Source organism: Streptomyces sp. NPDC051909 (genome assembly GCF_040681095.1).
Classification (GTDB): domain Bacteria; phylum Actinomycetota; class Actinomycetes; order Streptomycetales; family Streptomycetaceae; genus Streptomyces.
On sequence record NZ_JBFAYA010000013.1, the window covers coordinates 162,902 to 178,354 of the forward strand.

11 protein-coding genes and 1 tRNA gene are annotated in these 15,453 nt (G+C 71.3%); 7 read left to right on the plus strand and 5 right to left on the minus strand.

Annotated elements, in window-relative coordinates; all coding sequences use genetic code 11:
* Positions 1-428: 428 nt before the first annotated feature.
* Both AB0M18_RS21965 and AB0M18_RS21970 read right to left on the minus strand, forming a co-directional pair.
* Positions 429-1,952, minus strand: coding sequence for a DUF2252 domain-containing protein (locus AB0M18_RS21965; RefSeq protein WP_365760478.1), 1,524 nt, complete (start codon positions 1,950-1,952; stop codon positions 429-431).
* A 179-nt stretch (positions 1,953-2,131) separates the two neighbouring features.
* Positions 2,132-3,193, minus strand: coding sequence for a hypothetical protein (locus AB0M18_RS21970; RefSeq protein ID WP_365760480.1), 1,062 nt, complete (start codon positions 3,191-3,193; stop codon positions 2,132-2,134).
* A 90-nt stretch (positions 3,194-3,283) separates the two neighbouring features.
* Between AB0M18_RS21970 and AB0M18_RS21975 the strand changes: the two genes are divergently transcribed.
* Positions 3,284-3,754 (plus strand): MarR family winged helix-turn-helix transcriptional regulator, encoded by a 471-nt coding sequence (locus tag AB0M18_RS21975; protein WP_365760482.1) that lies wholly within the window; start codon positions 3,284-3,286, stop codon positions 3,752-3,754.
* 42 nt (positions 3,755-3,796) lie between these two features.
* Here AB0M18_RS21975 and AB0M18_RS21980 read toward each other — a convergent pair whose 3' ends face one another.
* The 3 genes from AB0M18_RS21980 to AB0M18_RS21990 form a co-directional block, all read right to left on the minus strand.
* A complete protein-coding gene (locus AB0M18_RS21980; RefSeq protein WP_365760608.1) occupies positions 3,797-4,441 on the minus strand; it encodes a response regulator transcription factor in 645 nt (214 codons plus the stop codon).
* 114 nt (positions 4,442-4,555) lie between these two features.
* Positions 4,556-6,268: a histidine kinase gene (locus AB0M18_RS21985; protein WP_365760610.1), complete on the minus strand. Its 1,713-nt coding sequence runs from the start codon at positions 6,266-6,268 to the stop codon at positions 4,556-4,558.
* Positions 6,269-6,656: 388 nt separating this feature from the next.
* Positions 6,657-6,743: transfer RNA gene (locus tag AB0M18_RS21990), tRNA-Leu, on the minus strand.
* 459 nt (positions 6,744-7,202) lie between these two features.
* Here AB0M18_RS21990 and AB0M18_RS21995 point away from each other — a divergent pair.
* From AB0M18_RS21995 to pknB, 6 genes are all read left to right on the plus strand, one after another.
* Entirely contained in the window at positions 7,203-8,099 is an 897-nt protein-coding gene (locus tag AB0M18_RS21995; RefSeq protein ID WP_365760484.1) for a DUF3662 and FHA domain-containing protein, read from the plus strand.
* Positions 8,100-8,109: 10 nt separating this feature from the next.
* On the plus strand, positions 8,110-8,634 hold the full coding sequence (locus tag AB0M18_RS22000; RefSeq protein WP_365760486.1) for an FHA domain-containing protein: 525 nt from the start codon (positions 8,110-8,112) through the stop codon (positions 8,632-8,634).
* Positions 8,635-8,819: 185 nt separating this feature from the next.
* Positions 8,820-10,307: a Stp1/IreP family PP2C-type Ser/Thr phosphatase gene (locus AB0M18_RS22005; protein WP_365760488.1), complete on the plus strand. Its 1,488-nt coding sequence runs from the start codon at positions 8,820-8,822 to the stop codon at positions 10,305-10,307.
* A gap of 28 nt (positions 10,308-10,335) precedes the next feature.
* Positions 10,336-11,778: an FtsW/RodA/SpoVE family cell cycle protein gene (locus AB0M18_RS22010; protein ID WP_265861467.1), complete on the plus strand. Its 1,443-nt coding sequence runs from the start codon at positions 10,336-10,338 to the stop codon at positions 11,776-11,778.
* Complete coding sequence (locus tag AB0M18_RS22015; RefSeq protein WP_365760490.1) at positions 11,775-13,241, plus strand: penicillin-binding transpeptidase domain-containing protein; 1,467 nt, start codon at positions 11,775-11,777, stop codon at positions 13,239-13,241. Before AB0M18_RS22010 ends, AB0M18_RS22015 begins: the two co-directional genes overlap by 4 nt.
* A 191-nt stretch (positions 13,242-13,432) precedes the next feature.
* Positions 13,433-15,412, plus strand: coding sequence for a Stk1 family PASTA domain-containing Ser/Thr kinase (gene pknB, locus AB0M18_RS22020; protein WP_365760492.1), 1,980 nt, complete (start codon positions 13,433-13,435; stop codon positions 15,410-15,412).
* The last annotated feature ends 41 nt before the right edge of the window (positions 15,413-15,453 follow it).

Here is a 15,453-nt window from a genome sequence, read left to right on the forward strand (position 1 = left end):
CATGATCAAGCCGCGCCTCGGGCCGCTCGCCCGCAGCTCCGGCACCCGGTTCATCGCCGCCCGCGGTGCCGGTGTCGGCACCGGTCGCGCTCCCGGCTTCGGCATCGAGAGCGTCCCCGGCCCCGGTTTCGCCCTCGGCAGCGGCCTCGGGCCGCCCATCCGCCGAAGACTCCTCGACGGGACGCCCGTCCTCGCCCGGCTCCCCGGGCCCGCCGGCCCTGCCCTGGTCCACGCTCACGCCCACGCCCGTCCACGTCCTCGTTCCGGCTCGTCCCATCCAGCCTACGGTCCTCTTCGGGGGCCCCTCCCCCCTCCCTCCCCCCCCTCCCCCCGTTGTTCCCCTTGTGGTGCTGTCGCCCGGCGCCGGCGCGGGCGCCGGGCGACAGCCGGGCTCGCCCCGGCGCCCGTGCCTGCGCGCGTCTCCTGGCTCAGACGCCCGCTTCCGCCGCCATGCGGCCGGTGCGGATGGCTGTGACGAGGTCGGCGTGGTCCGCGGTGGTGCGGTCGGCGTAGGCGACGGCGAAGGCGGCTATGGCCTCGTCGAGCTCCTCGTTCTTGCCGCAGTAGCCGGCTATCAGGCGCGGGTCGGCGCTGTGGGCGTGGGCGCGGGCGAGCAGGGCGCCGGTCATGCGGCCGTAGTCGTCGAACTGGTCGGCGGTGAGGGCGGCGGGGTCGACGCTGCCCTTGCGGTTGCGGAACTGGCGCACCTGGAAGGGGCGCCCGTCGACTGTGGTCCAGCCGAGCAGGATGTCGCTGACGACCTGCATCCGCTTCTGTCCGAGCACCACGCGCCGTCCTTCGTGTCCGGTGTCGGGGACGGTGAAGCCGACGGCGGGGAGGTGCGGGAGCAGGGCGGACGGGCGGGCTTCCTTGACCTGGAGGACGAGGGGCTCGCCGCGGTGGTCGAGCAGCAGCACCACATAGGAGCGGGTGCCGACGCTGCCGGTGCCGACGACGCGGAAGGCGACGTCGTGTATCGCGTAGCGGGCGAGGAGCGGGAGCCGGTCCTCGGAGACGGTGGCCAGGTACGGGCCGAGGGAGGCGGCGACGGCCGCGGCCTCCTGGTCGCCGACGCGACGGAGCACCGGTGGCGCGTCGACGAAGCGTCGGCCGCCGCCTTCGCTGTCGGGCACGGCTTCGGTGGAGCGGGCGGCGAAGCGGGCGCTGGTGTTGTTGCGGGCCTTCGCCGAGACGCGTTCGAGGGTGCCTATGAGGTCGCGGGCGTCGGTGTGGGAGACGAGTTCCTCGTCGGGGATGGCGTTCCAGGCGTCGAGGGTGGAGAGCCGGGCGAGGAGGCGCATGGTGCGGCGGTAGGCGCCGACGGTGTCGAAGGCGGCGGCGCGGCAGGTGTCCTCGTCGGCGCCGGCTTCGCGGCCGGCGAGGACGAGGGAGGTGGCGAGCCGTTTCAGGTCCCATTCCCAGGGGCCGACGACGGTTTCGTCGAAGTCGTTGAGGTCGATGACGAGGCGGCCGCGGGCGTCTCCGTAGAGGCCGAAGTTGGCGGCGTGGGCGTCGCCGCAGAGTTGGGCGGCGATGCCGGTGACGGGGGAGCCGGTGAGGTCGTGGGCCATGAGGCCGGCGGAGCCGCGGAGGAAGGCGAAGGGGCTGGCGGACATGCGGCCGACGCGGATGGGGGCGAGTTCGGGGACGCGGCCCTGGTTGGACTCCTCGACGGCGCGGACGGCGTCGGGGCGGCCGGGGACGGGGGTGAGGGTGGCGTGGGCGGAGCGGGGGACGTCCTGGCGGAGGGTCCTGCCGCGCCGGCGGGCGGTGGCGGCGGCTCCGGCCGTGGCGTGCGGGGCGAAGCCGGGCACGTGGGGGAGTCGGGTGTGCGGCTGGGCCTCCCAGCCCGCGTCCCCGCCCGCATCCGTGCCCGCGTCCGTGCCCCTGCGCGGGTCCGTGTCCGCCGCGTGGTCGCGCGGTGCCGGTACCGCTGTCATCGTGTCGTCCATCGGGACGTCCTCCCCCGTCGTGCGTGTGCCGTGCGCGTGTCGCGCGTGCCGTGCAGAGTCCTCGTCGTGTCGTTTCTCGACATCGGCTCGGTCGAACTGGGCAAGACCGTACCGCCGGGACTGCGAGGCCGTCTCCCCCTGTGGACAACCGCCTGTGGACAACTCTCGGCGGCGCTGGATCAGACGCCGACGGCTTCCTCCATCTCCTCCTCCACCTGGGCTTTTTCGACCGGAGTTGCTGCGCCGGCGCGGCCGCGGCGGTTCTCGGTGAGGCCGGCGAGGGCGATGAGGGCGGCGCCGGCGAGGAGCCAGAGGGCGAGGACGAGGACGTTGCGGCCGAGGGCGTGGCCGTCGAAGTAGACGTGGCCGCGGACTCCTTCGACGAATCCGGCGCCGTTCCAGAAGGCGTGCAGAGAGCCGAAGAAGCCGGGCTGGAGTTCGGGCCGGTAGATGCCGCCGGAGCTGGTGAAGTTGAGCATCACGAAGAGGACCATCAAGCCGAGGGTGGTCCAGCGCCTGAGGAAGGTGTGGAGTCCGACGCCGATCAGCAGGATGCCCGCGCTGTACAGCCAGGAGAGGGCCCAGACGCCGCCGAGACCGTGGTCGACGAGGTGGAAGAGGGGTCCGGCGAAGACGGTGCCGATGAGGCTGACGACGAGGGACATGCCGGCGGCGAGGAGGGCCCTGATGCGCATGGGGAGGGCGGCTCCGGCGCCGCCGATGACGGCGACGGAGGCGTAGGAGCCGATGCTGAGGGCGACGAGGAGGAAGAAGACGCCCTGGCCGGTGGGGTCGCCGGAGGCGACCGGGGCGACGTCGGTGACCTTGAGTGGCTGGTCCTGGGCGGCGGCGACCTTGGTGAAGACCTTCTCGACGGCCATGGCGCTGGTGTCGGAAGCGGCGGAGGCGACGAGGAGTTCGGGGGTGTGGCCGGGGGTGCCGGGGAGGTAGGCGCCGGAGCTGGACTGGTCGCGGAGGGCGGTGGTGGCGGTCTGGCGGTCGGGGACGGTGCGGACGTCGAGGGCGCCCGCGCCCTTGTCGTGGAGGGTCTGGGCGAGGACCTGGGTCCGGGGGCCGGTGCCGACGATGTCGACGCGCAGGTCGTGGGGTTCGGGGGCGTGGAAGGCGCCGAGGTAGGCGAGTCCCATGCCGATGCACATCAGCAGGGGGGTGAGGAGATGCCCGAGTACGTGGCGCAGTGCTCCCTTGGTGGTCTGTCCGGCGGACACCCGAACCTCCATGGTTGTCTTTTACAACTAAAGAACCGTTGTACTATACAACCGAAAGGGAGGGTCCGACCAGCGGGCCACCCGCGGCACAGGGAGCGCACCATGAGCGACGGCGCGCGGGAGACGTCCCTCGACACCATCCAGCGGGAGCTGACGGCCTTCGCCCGCCGCGCCCGGGCGGCGGCGGCGCGGCTCCATCCGGAGCTGCCGCTGGTCTCGTACACGCTGCTCGCCCATATCGACGACCAGCAGGGCTGCCGGGCCACGGACCTCGCGGCGCACTACCTGCTGGACAAGTCGACGGTGAGCCGGCAGGTCGCGGGCCTGGAGAAGCTCGGTCTGGTCGAGCGGCGGCCCGACCGGGACGACCACCGGGTCCAGGTGCTGCACCCGACCGACGCGGGCACCCGGCTCCTGGCCTCGACGCAGGCCAGCCGGCTCGCCGCGTACGAGGAGCGGCTCAAGGACTGGTCGGCGGAGGACCTGGCCGCCTTCGCGGGCTATCTGCTCCGCTACAACGCGGCGGGCGACGCCGGCTTCCCGGCCGCCCCCGCAACCGCCCCCAGGCCCTGACAACCGCCGGCCGGCGCCTGCCCCGACCGACCCGCCGCCCCGCTACAGGCCGGCGTCGCGGGCCAGCAGCGCCGCCTGCACCCGGTTCTCGCAGCCCAGCTTGGCGAGGATGCGGCTCACATACGTCTTCACCGTGGCCTCGCTCATGTGCAGCCGACGGCCCGCGTCGGCGTTGGACAGGCCCTCCCCGAGCAGGGCGAGCACCTCGCGCTCGCGCTCGCTGAGGGCGGTGATGCGGTTCCGCGCCTCCTCGGCGCGGGCCGTCTCGCGGCCGGAGGCCAGCCGCTCGACGACATGCCGGGTGGCGGCGGGCGAGAGATAGGCGTCGCCCGCGGCGGCCGCCCGTACCGCCCGGATGAGTTCGGCCGGAGCGGTGTCCTTGAGCAGGAAGCCCGCCCCGCCGTGCTCCAGGGCCCGCAGCACGTTCTCCCGCTCGCCGAAGGTCGTCAGGACGACGACTTTCGTCGCGGGCGCGGCACGGCGCAGCTCCGGCAGGGCGGACAGGCCGTCGAGGACGGGCATCTGGATGTCGAGCAGGACGACGTCGGCGGCGTGGGAGCGGGCGAGGTCGACCGCCTCGCGGCCGTCGGCCGCCTCGGCGACCACCTCGATCTCCGGGTCCGAGGTGAGGATCATCCGGATCCCGGCCCGGATCAGCGGTTCGTCGTCGGCGACGACGACCCTGATCCGCCGGCCCGTGCCGAAGCCCGCGCCGAAGCCCGTCCCGTGCCCCGCCCCGGCTGCCGTGCCTTCTGCTGCCCCGCCCACTCCGACTCCCCAACGGCCCCCGCGCGCACCTGCCTAGCGCACGACCTCGTACGACTTCTTCTCGATCAGCTTGCCGTCCTTGAAGCAGAACCGGAAAACCGGCTCCTTCTCCAGATCCTCGCTCGTCTCCGTGCTCATGAGCACGAGGCAGGACGAACCGTCGGGCTCCTCGGGGCCCTTGTCGTGCAGGCCGGTGGTGGCGATGGTGTCACCCGAAGGAAGCTTGTCGCGGACCACCTGCTCGCTCTCGCCGACCTTCACCGCGTCGTACTGCGCGGGATCGATGATGCCCTTCGACACCGACCCCATCAGGAAGTACATGCCGAAGCCCGCCGCCACGAGCAGCAGCACCAGGGCCGCGACGGCTATTCCGCAGCCGATCGCTATCCCGCTGCCCGTACTCCTGCTCCTGCCCGCCTGCATCGCCATCGCCAGCTCCCGTTCGGCCACCGTCCAGCCGGACGGTCCGACTGCGACAGGACCACGGTGGCCGGACGAGGCCCGCTTCGACTGCTGCCGGAAGTCGTCGGCCGCATCGACGAAAGGCGCGACGTACGGGGCCTCGTACGGAGCGGGCAGGGCATCGGCGGCCGGGGGCGCGAAGGGGTCGACGTACGGCGTGGCCTCCACCGCCCCGTACGGCAGCACCCCGGCGACCCGGAAGCCGCCGCCGTCCGCCGGACCGGCGTGGACGATGCCGCCGACCAGCCGGGCCCGCTCGTGCAGCCCGGTGAGGCCCTGTCCGCCGCTGACGACGTGCGAAGGCGCCTCTTCGGTCCGCTCGTTGAGGACCTCGACGACGAACGCGTCCGGCTCGTACCGCACTTCGACGCTGATCGGCGCGCCCGGGGCGTGCTTGTAGGCGTTCGTCAGGCCTTCCTGGACGATCCGGTACGCGGCGTGGTCGACGGCCGGCGCGAGCGTCCGGGCCTCGCCGTGCCGGATCAGGCCGATCGCCGTCCCGGCGGCGCGGGCGGCGGTGACGAGCCCCTCGATGCCGGCGGTCCCCCGTGCCGCCCGCCCCGTCTCGTCGCCGGGCCGCACCACCTGGACACCCGGATCGCCGCCGGCGGGCGCCTCCACCCCGTCGCGGAGGATGCCGACGACCTCGCGCAGCTCGTGCATGGCGTCCATGGACGCGCCGCGCAGCACCCCGACGACCTCCCGCTGCCGGTCGGTCAGATGCGGGTCGACCTCAAGGGCTCCGGTGTGCACGGAGATCAGCGCCAGCTGGTGGCCGAGGCTGTCGTGCATGTCCTGCGCGATCCGCTGCCGCTCCCGCATCCTGGCCTGCCCGACGAGCATCGCCCGCTCCCGCAGCAGCTGCACGTTCCGCTCCTGCAAGGCGTGCAGCAGGGTCCGGCGCTGTGTCCAGTACCGGTGGGCGAGACCCGGCGCCAGCGTCGTACCGAGGAAGTACAGCGTGGACAGGAACGCGAGCGTCAGGATCCGGTGCAGGTCCCACGCGTCCAGGACCGTCCCCACGACGTTCAGCGCGTACGCGGCGGTGAAGGCGGCCAGCGCCTGCCCGGCGCCCGCGATGTAGCGGCCCGCGGACCAGCCGACGAGTATCAGCAGCGCCAGGAAGCCCGGCACGAACGGCATGCACAGCGAGGTGCCGACCAGCACGGCCGCGGGCAGCCGGCGGCGCAGCAACGCCAGCACGGCCGAGGCCGCGGCGACCCCGGCCAGGCGCCAGGGACCGCTGCCCATCATCTCCTCGGTGCCCGCGGCGAGCAGCGCCATGACGACGGCGAGCACCAGCTCGCCCGCGGTCCTGCGCCGCGACCACTGCCCCGGCACCACGAACCATCGCCGGCCGGCACCGAGCCACGCCCCGACGGTCCGGATCTTCGTAGGAACGTCCACGCCCGCACGATAGGCGCGCACCCGCTCCGCCCACCGCCCTCTTTCGTCGCTCCCCGCACCGACGAAGGTCGTACCCGAAGCCCGAGCCGTACCCGAAGCCCGAGCCGCCCCCCGCACCTGAGCCACACCCGCGCCCCGCGCCCGCACCCCGTGGGCTACCTCACATCCACGCGCCCACCCGAAAGACCCCCGCTGCCCACAGACGCCGCAGGCGCGGCAAACGCGAATCGGCCGGCATCGTGACTACGATGCCGGCCGATTCGACTGGTGCGCGAGGGGGGAGTTGAACCCCCACGCCCTTGCGGGCACTGGAACCTGAATCCAGCGCGTCTGCCTATTCCGCCACCCGCGCATTGGGTGGTCTCCCGGCTCCCTCACCTTTTCGGTTCGTTCGCCTGGCGACATCTGAAGATTAGCACGCCGCAGGCCGTGGATTCACATCCGTTCTCGCGGCCCCGGTTTCGACCCTCCGCCCGCGGACGAGGAGAGAGGGGGCGCGGTGAGCGCGGTGAAGGGAGAGAGGGGAAGACGGGGTGGAGAGTAGAGGGGAAGACGGGGTGGAGAGTGGGGACCGATGAGGGGCCGGACGGGGAGAGAAGGACGGACGTGACGCACGGGGCCCTCCTGCTCCGCCGCCGGGTGCGGGACACTGTCCACAGGCCGCCTCTACGATCCGTGGGGGAAGACGCGCGGAAGGTCTGTGAGAGGTGACACTCGTCCACAGGGCAGAGAAGGGGAACCAGCCGATTTCCCGACGCGTGGATACGATCAGTAAGCAGTACGAGGACGACAACGAAGAAGGAGGTGCCCCATGGGAGTCCTGAAGCGGTTCGAGCAGCGACTCGAAGGTCTCGTCAACGGCACCTTCGCCAAGGTCTTCAAGTCCGAGGTCCAGCCCGTCGAGATCGCCGGCGCGCTCCAGCGCGAGTGCGACAACAACGCGACGATCTGGAACCGGGAGCGGACCGTCGTCCCGAACGACTTCATCGTGGAGCTGAGCGCGCCGGACTACGAGCGCCTCAGCCCCTACTCGGGCCAGCTCGGCGACGAGCTCGCCGGCCTGGTCAGGGACTACGCCAAGCAGCAGCGCTACACCTTCATGGGGCCGATCAAGGTCCACCTGGAGAAGGCGCAGGACCTCGACACCGGTCTGTACCGGGTGCGCAGCCGCACGCTCGCGTCGAGTTCGTCACAGTCCGCGGCGCCGTCGCAGCCGCCCGCCGCCCCCGGCGGATACGGGTACCCCCCGGCCGGTCCGCAGGGCGGCCAGCAGCCGCCCCGCGGTGGTTACGGGTACCCGCCGGCCGGCGCCCCGCCGATGCCCGCGGCCCCGCCGCCGGGCGCCCCCGCGATGCCCGGACACCGTCCGACGGCGCCCGCCGCGGGACGGCCCGGCGGGCCCGCGGCCGCGCCGGCGTCCGGCGGTCAGACGCGCCGCTGGATCGAGATCAACGGCACCCGGCACCAGATTTCCCGCCCGACCCTGGTTCTCGGCCGCAGCACCGAAGCGGACGTGAGGATCGACGATCCCGGCGTCTCGCGCCGGCACTGCGAGATCCGGACCGGAACGCCCTCGACGATCACGGATCTCGGGTCCACCAACGGCATCGTGGTGGACGGGCAGCACACCACCCGCGCTACGCTCCGCGACGGCTCGCGGATCGTCGTGGGCAGCACCACCATCGTTTACCGGCAAGCCGAAGGGTGAAGCGGGGGCAATGTCAGAGCTGACCCTGACGGTCATGCGGTTGGGTTTCCTGGCCGTTCTGTGGCTGTTCGTCATCGTGGCCGTGCAGGTCATCCGCAGTGACCTCTTCGGCACGCGGGTCACCCAGCGCGGCTCGCGCCGCCAGGACGCGCGGCCGCAGCAGGCCGGGCGGCAGGCCGCCGCGCCCCCGCAGCAGCGGGGCGGGCAGCAGGCCGCGCCCGCGGGCCGGCAGCGCCGCGGCGCGCCGACCAAGCTCGTCGTCTCCGAGGGCACTCTCACCGGCACGACGGTCGCCCTGCAGGGGCAGACCATCACGCTCGGCCGGGCCCACGACTCGACGATCGTGCTGGACGACGACTACGCCTCCAGCCGGCACGCCAGGATCTACCCGGACCGGGACGGTCAGTGGATCGTCGAGGACCTCGGGTCCACCAACGGCACGTATCTCGACCGGACCCGCCTCACCACCGCCACACCGATTCCGCTGGGCGCGCCGATCCGCATCGGCAAGACCGTCATCGAGCTGCGGAAGTAGTGCTACATCATGAATGAGCGCGAGTGGAGCGAGCGCGCCGGGACGGTCCCCACGACGGGCCGCCCCGAGGACCGCGCTGCGGCCCGGGCAGCGGGCCAGGGCGGGTACGGGCTCCCGACCGGAGGGTGGGCAGTGTGGCTCGAGACCGGCGGCACCCCGACACGGCGCCGACAGGGCAGGTGGGCATGAGCTTGTCACTGCGTTTCGCCGCGGGCTCGCACAAGGGCATGATCCGCGAGGGCAACGAGGACTCGGGCTACGCCGGTCCGCGGCTGCTCGCGATCGCCGACGGCATGGGCGGCCAGGCCGCCGGTGAGGTCGCCTCGTCCGAGGTGATCTCGACCCTGGTGACGCTCGACGACGACGTCCCCGGTTCCGACATCCTCACCTCGCTCGGTACGGCGGTGCAGCGCGCCAACGACCAGCTCCGGATGATGGTCGAGGAGGACCCGCAGCTGGAGGGCATGGGCACCACGCTCACCGCCCTGCTGTGGACGGGCCAGCGCCTCGGCCTGGTGCACGTCGGCGACTCCCGCGCGTATCTGCTGCGCGACGGCGTCCTGACGCAGATCACGCAGGACCACACCTGGGTGCAGCGGCTCGTCGACGAGGGCCGGATCACCGAGGAGGAGGCGACCACCCATCCGCAGCGTTCGCTGCTGATGCGGGCGCTTGGCAGCGGTGACCACGTCGAGCCCGACCTGTCGATCCGCGAGGTCCGGGCCGGCGACCGCTATCTGGTCTGCTCCGACGGACTGTCCGGCGTGGTCTCGCACCAGACCCTGGAGGAGACCCTCGCCAGCTACCAAGGCCCCCAGGAGACCGTGCAGGAGCTGATCCAGCTCGCGCTGCGCGGCGGCGGCCCCGACAACATCACGGTGATCATCGCCGACGTCCTGGACGTCGACGGCGGTGACACCCTCGCCGGTCACCTCAGCGACACCCCGGTGATCGTCGGTGCGGTCGCCGAGAACCAGGCGCAGCTGCACGACGGCGGTGCCATGCACACGCCGGCCGGCCGCGCCTCCGGTCTCGGCCGGCCCGCCCCGCACCAGCAGCCGCCGGCCGGCGGTTTCGGCCCGCCCGGCAGCGGCGACGACCACGGCTACGGCGGGATGCCCCCGCAGGGCTCCTTCGGCTCGTACGCCGAGGACGACTTCGTGAAGCCGCGCACCGGCCGCAAGTGGCTGAAGCGCTCCTTCTTCCTGATCCTGGCGCTGGCCGTGATCGGCGGCGGTCTGTACGGCGGATGGCGCTGGACGCAGACCCAGTACTACGTGGGCTCGAACGAGGAGCATGTGGCGCTGTACCGGGGCATCAGCCAGGACCTGGCCTGGGTGAAGCTGTCGGAGGTCGAGAAGGACCACCCCGAGATCGAACTCAAGTACCTGCCGGCGTACCAGCGCAAGCAGGTGGAGGACACGATCGCGGGCGGCAGTCTCGGCAAGGCGCAGACGAAGATCTCCGAGCTGGCGCTGCAGGCCTCGGCGTGCAAGAAGACCGAGGAGCGCAAGAAGGCCGCCGCGGACGCCGCGGACAAGTCGAGCGCCAAGCCGCCGACGGCCGAGGGCACCACCGCGCCGAACACCAAGCCGACCGCGCCCGCGCCGTCCCCCGGACCGACCCTGTCCGCTGAGGAGCAGAAGCTGGCCTCGAACTGCGGCAAGCAGTAAGCAGACCCGTAGGGGGCCTTTCACCACCATGAGCGTTGTCACCAACACGACCACCATCGGCGCCATCGAGGCGCCGAGCCGCCGCAACACCGAGCTGGTGCTGCTCGCGATCGCCGTCGCCATCCCGGTGTTCGCGTACCTCAACGTCGGTCTGGCGATCGACGGGAAGGTGCCGGCGGGCATGCTCGGGTACGGGGCGGGGCTCACCCTCCTCGCGGGCGTCGCGCACCTCGTGGTGCGCAAGTGGGCGCCGTACGCGGACCCGCTGCTGCTGCCGCTGGCGACGCTGCTCAACGGCATGGGTCTGGTGCTGATCTGGCGCCTGGACCAGTCGCCGCGGCTGATCGCCCGGTCGATGGCGCAGTTCGACAGCTTCAGCCCGGACGCGCCGAAGCAGATGATGTACTCGGCGATCGGCATCGCGATGTTCGTGGGCGTGCTGCTGATCCTGAAGGACCACCGGGTCCTGCAGCGCTACACGTACATCTCGATGGCCGCCGCGCTCGTCCTGCTGCTGCTTCCGCTCGTGCCCGGTCTGGGTTCCGACGTGTTCGGCGCCAAGATCTGGATCAACGTCGGTGGTTTCTCCATCCAGCCCGGTGAGTTCGCCAAGCTGGTCCTGGCCGTGTTCTTCTCCGGCTATCTGATGGTGAAGCGGGACGCGCTGGCGCTGGCCAGCCGCCGTTTCATGGGGCTCTATCTGCCGCGTGGCCGTGACCTGGGCCCGATCCTGACGATCTGGGCGATCAGCCTGCTCATCCTGGTCTTCGAGAACGACCTCGGAACCTCGCTGCTGTTCTTCGGCATGTTCGTGATCATGCTGTACGTGGCGACGGAGCGGACCAGCTGGGTCGTCATGGGTCTGCTGATGTCGACTGCGGGCGCCGTGGTGGTCGGCTCGACCGCCTCCCACGTGAAGTCCCGGGTGGCCGCCTGGATCGACCCCTTCGAGTGCCTGAAGACGGCCCCCGAGGGGTCCAACATGGCCGCGGCCTGCGACCAGATGACGCAGGTGCTGATGTCGTTCGGTTCCGGTGGCATCCTCGGCACCGGCATGGGCCAGGGCAACTCGGACCTGATCGGCTTCGCCGCCAACTCCGACTTCATCTTCGCCACCGTCGGCGAGGAGCTCGGCCTGGCCGGCGTCATGGTCTTCCTGCTGTTCTACGGCCTGATCGTGGAGCGCGGTGTGCGCACCGCCCTCGCGGCCCGCGACCCGTTCGGCAAGCTCCTCGCGATGGGCCTGTCCGGCGCCTTCGCGCTCCAGGTCTTCGTCGTCGCCGGCGGTGTGATGGGCCTCATCCCGCTGACCGGTATGACGATGCCGTTCCTCGCCTACGGTGGTTCGTCCGTGATCGCCAACTGGGCGCTGATCGGCGTGCTGATCCGGATCAGCGACACGGCGCGCCGCCCCGCGCCCTCCCCCGCCCCGAACCCCGACGCCGAGATGACGCAGGTGGTCCGTCCGTGAACAAGCCGCTGCGCCGGGTCGCGATCTTCTGCGGTCTGCTGATCCTCGCCCTGCTGGTGCGCGACAACTGGCTCCAGTACGTGCGCGCCGACGAGCTCAACGCCCACCCGAAGAACCGGCGCGTGACGATCGAGCGTTACGCCAGCGAGCGCGGCAACATCATCGTCGACGGCAAGCCGATCACCGGCTCCGTCGACTCGGGCGACGAGTTCTACGCGTTCAAGCGGACCTACGTGAACGGCCCCATGTGGGCGCCGGTGACGGGGTACGCCTCGCAGGCCTTCGACGCCAGCCAGATCGAGAAGATCGAGGACGGCATCCTCACCGGCAACGACGACCGGCTGTTCTTCGACCGCACGCTGTCCATGTTCACCGGGGAGAAGAAGAAGGGCGGCGACGTCGTCACCACCCTGAGCGGGGCCGCGCAGGAGGCCGCGTTCAAGGGGCTCGGCTCCAAGACGGGCGCGGTCGTGGCGATCGAGCCGTCGACCGGCAAGATCCTCGCGCTGGCGTCCACTCCGTCGTACGACCCCGCGTCCTTCGCCGGCTACCACAACAAGGACTCCGCGGCGTGGAACGCCCTGGAGAAGGACAAGAACAAGCCGAAGCTGAACCGCGCGCTGCGCGAGATCTACCCGCCCGGCTCCGTGTTCAAGGTGGTCACCGCCGCCGCGGCGCTGGAGAGCGGCAAGGTCACCGACATCAACGCGCCGACCGACACCCCCGAGGGCTGGAAGCTCCCCCTCTCCACCAAGGAGATGGTGAACCACGCCGGCGGCTGCGCGAACGCGAGCCTGAACAAGGCCCTGGAGGTCTCCTGCAACTCGGTGTTCGCGAAGCTCGGTGACGACGTCGGCCGGGACAAGATGGTCGAGACGGCCGAGAAGTTCGGTTTCAACGCCGAGCAGTTCGTCCCGGTCCGAGCGGTCGCCTCCGTCTACGACAAGAACGCCGACCGCCCTGGAAACGCCCTGTCGTCGATCGGCCAGTTCAACACCGCGACCACCCCGCTGCAGATGGCGATGGTCACGGCCGCGATCGCCAACGACGGCAAGCTGATGAAGCCGTACATGATCGACAAGCTGGTGGCGCCGAACCTGGACGTCCTCACGCAGAACGAGCCGGAGGAGCTCAGCCGCCCGGTCTCGCCGGAGACCGCCCAGAAGCTCCAGCAGATGATGGAGAACGTCGTCTCCAACGGCACCGGCGGCAACGCCGACGTGAAGATGGACGGCGTGAAGGTCGGCGGCAAGACGGGTACGGCGCAGCACGGCGAGAAGAACGCCAAGCGGCCCTTCGCCTGGTTCATCTCCTACGCGAAGACCGCGGAGGGCTCGCCGGTCGCGGTGGCCGTGATCGTCGAGGACTCGGCGGGCACGGACCGCCAGGACATCAGCGGTGGCGGCCTGGCGGCCCCGATCGCCAAGGCCGTCATGAAGGCGGTGCTGAAGAGCAGGAGCTGATCTTCCGGACGTACGGCACCGGTTTCGGTGACCGGCGCCACGCTGGGGCCCCCGCCGTGTACCGGTCGGGTATCAGGTGGCGGTCGGCGGACGAAGGGGTTCCCCGCGGCCGGTAGCGTATGCGCGAACAGCACACACCGCCGGACCACACACGGGTGCGGTCGGGACAGACGGAGAGGGCTGGAGAAGCTATGGAAGAGCCGCGTCGCCTCGGCGGCCGGTACGAGCTGGGCTCGGTGCTCGGCCGTGGTGGCATGGCCGAGGTGTACCTCGCGCACGACACCCGGCTCGGCCGCACCGTGGCCGTGAAGACGCTGCGGGCCGATCTCGCCCGTGATCCGTCCTTCCAGGCCCGGTTCCGCCGCGAAGCCCAGTCTGCCGCCTCGCTGAACCATCCAGCGATCGTCGCGGTCTACGACACCGGCGAGGACTACGTCGACGGCGTGTCCATCCCGTACATCGTGATGGAGTACGTCGACGGGTCGACCCTGCGTGAGCTGCTGCACTCCGGGCGCAAGCTGCTGCCCGAGCGCACGCTGGAGATGACCGTCGGCATCCTCCAGGCGCTGGAGTACTCGCACCGCGCCGGCATCGTGCACCGTGACATCAAGCCGGCGAACGTCATGCTGACGCGCACCGGCCAGGTCAAGGTCATGGACTTCGGCATCGCGCGCGCCATGGGCGACGCGGGCATGACCATGACGCAGACCGCCGCGGTGATCGGCACGGCGCAGTACCTCTCCCCCGAGCAGGCCAAGGGCGAGCAGGTCGACGCCCGCTCCGACCTGTACTCCACCGGATGTCTGCTCTACGAGCTGCTGACCGTGCGGCCGCCGTTCATCGGCGACTCGCCGGTCGCCGTCGCGTACCAGCACGTGCGCGAGGAGCCGCAGCCGCCGAGCGTCTTCGACCCCGAGATCACGCCCGAGATGGACGCCATCGTCCTGAAGGCGCTGGTCAAGGACCCCGACTACCGCTACCAGTCCGCCGACGAGATGCGCGCGGACATCGAGGCGTGCCTGGACGGCCAGCCGGTCGCCGCGACCGCCGCGATGGGCGTCGCCGCGTACGGCGGGGGCTACGGCGGCTACGCCCCGGAGGACCAGCCGACGACGGCGCTGCGCCAGGCCGACCCGGGCGGGCAGACCACGATGCTGCCGCCGATGAACCCGGACGACGGCGGCTACGGCTACGACGACCGCCCCGGCGGCCGACGCCAGAACCGCCCGAAGAAGTCGAACACCTCGACCATCCTGCTGGTCGTCGCCGGCGTCCTGGTCCTGATCGGCGCGATCCTCATCGGGAACTCGCTGATGAAGGGCAACGACAAGCCCCAGCAGGTGATCGTCCCGTCCTTCGTCGGGAAGTCCCTGAAGGACGCCGAGGGCCTCGCCACGAACTCTCAGGTGAAGGTCGCCCAGTCCGGCACCGAGCGCTGCGACCAGCCGAAGGGCCTGATCTGCTCGCAGAACCCGGTGGCCGACGGTGTGGCGAAGATGGACACCGGCGCCACGATCAACGTGATCGTCTCCGAGGGCGCGCCGCAGGTCGACGTCCCGGACGTCGTCGAGCAGTCCCAGTCACGCGCCGAGGAGACCCTGCGCGCGAAGGGCTTCAAGGTCGTCGTCGAGCAGAAGGAGTCCGACGAGGAGCCGGGACAGGTCCTGAGCCAGGACCCGGCGGGCAACTCGAAGGCGGAGAAGAACTCCACGGTCACCATCACCGTCTCCAAGAAGCAGCAGACGCAGCTGCCGGACGTCACCAACCGCAGCTACGACCAGGCCGTGCAGCAGCTCGCCGGGCTCGGCTTCACCAACGTCGCCCGCCAGGACGTGGACTCCGACCAGCCGAAGGACACGGTCGTCGGCCAGACCCCCAACGGCGGCTCGAACCAGCCGAAGGACGTCCAGATCACGCTGAAGGTCTCCAAGGGCCCGCAGCAGCCGGCCCAGGTCCAGATCCCGGCCGACATCGGCGGCAAGAAGTTCAGCGAGGTGAAGGCGCAGCTGGAGGCCCTCGGTCTCGTCGTGACCCAGTCGGGCTCGGACAAGGGCGGCGCGACCGTCATGGGCACCAACCCGCCGGCCGGCTCCATGGTGAACGTGGGTGACCCGGTCACCGTGTTCACCGTCGGCGGCAACAACGACGGTGAGGGCGGCTTCTTCGGCTAGCCGAAGAAGCCGCGGGACAGCAGTCCGCAGACGCATACGGC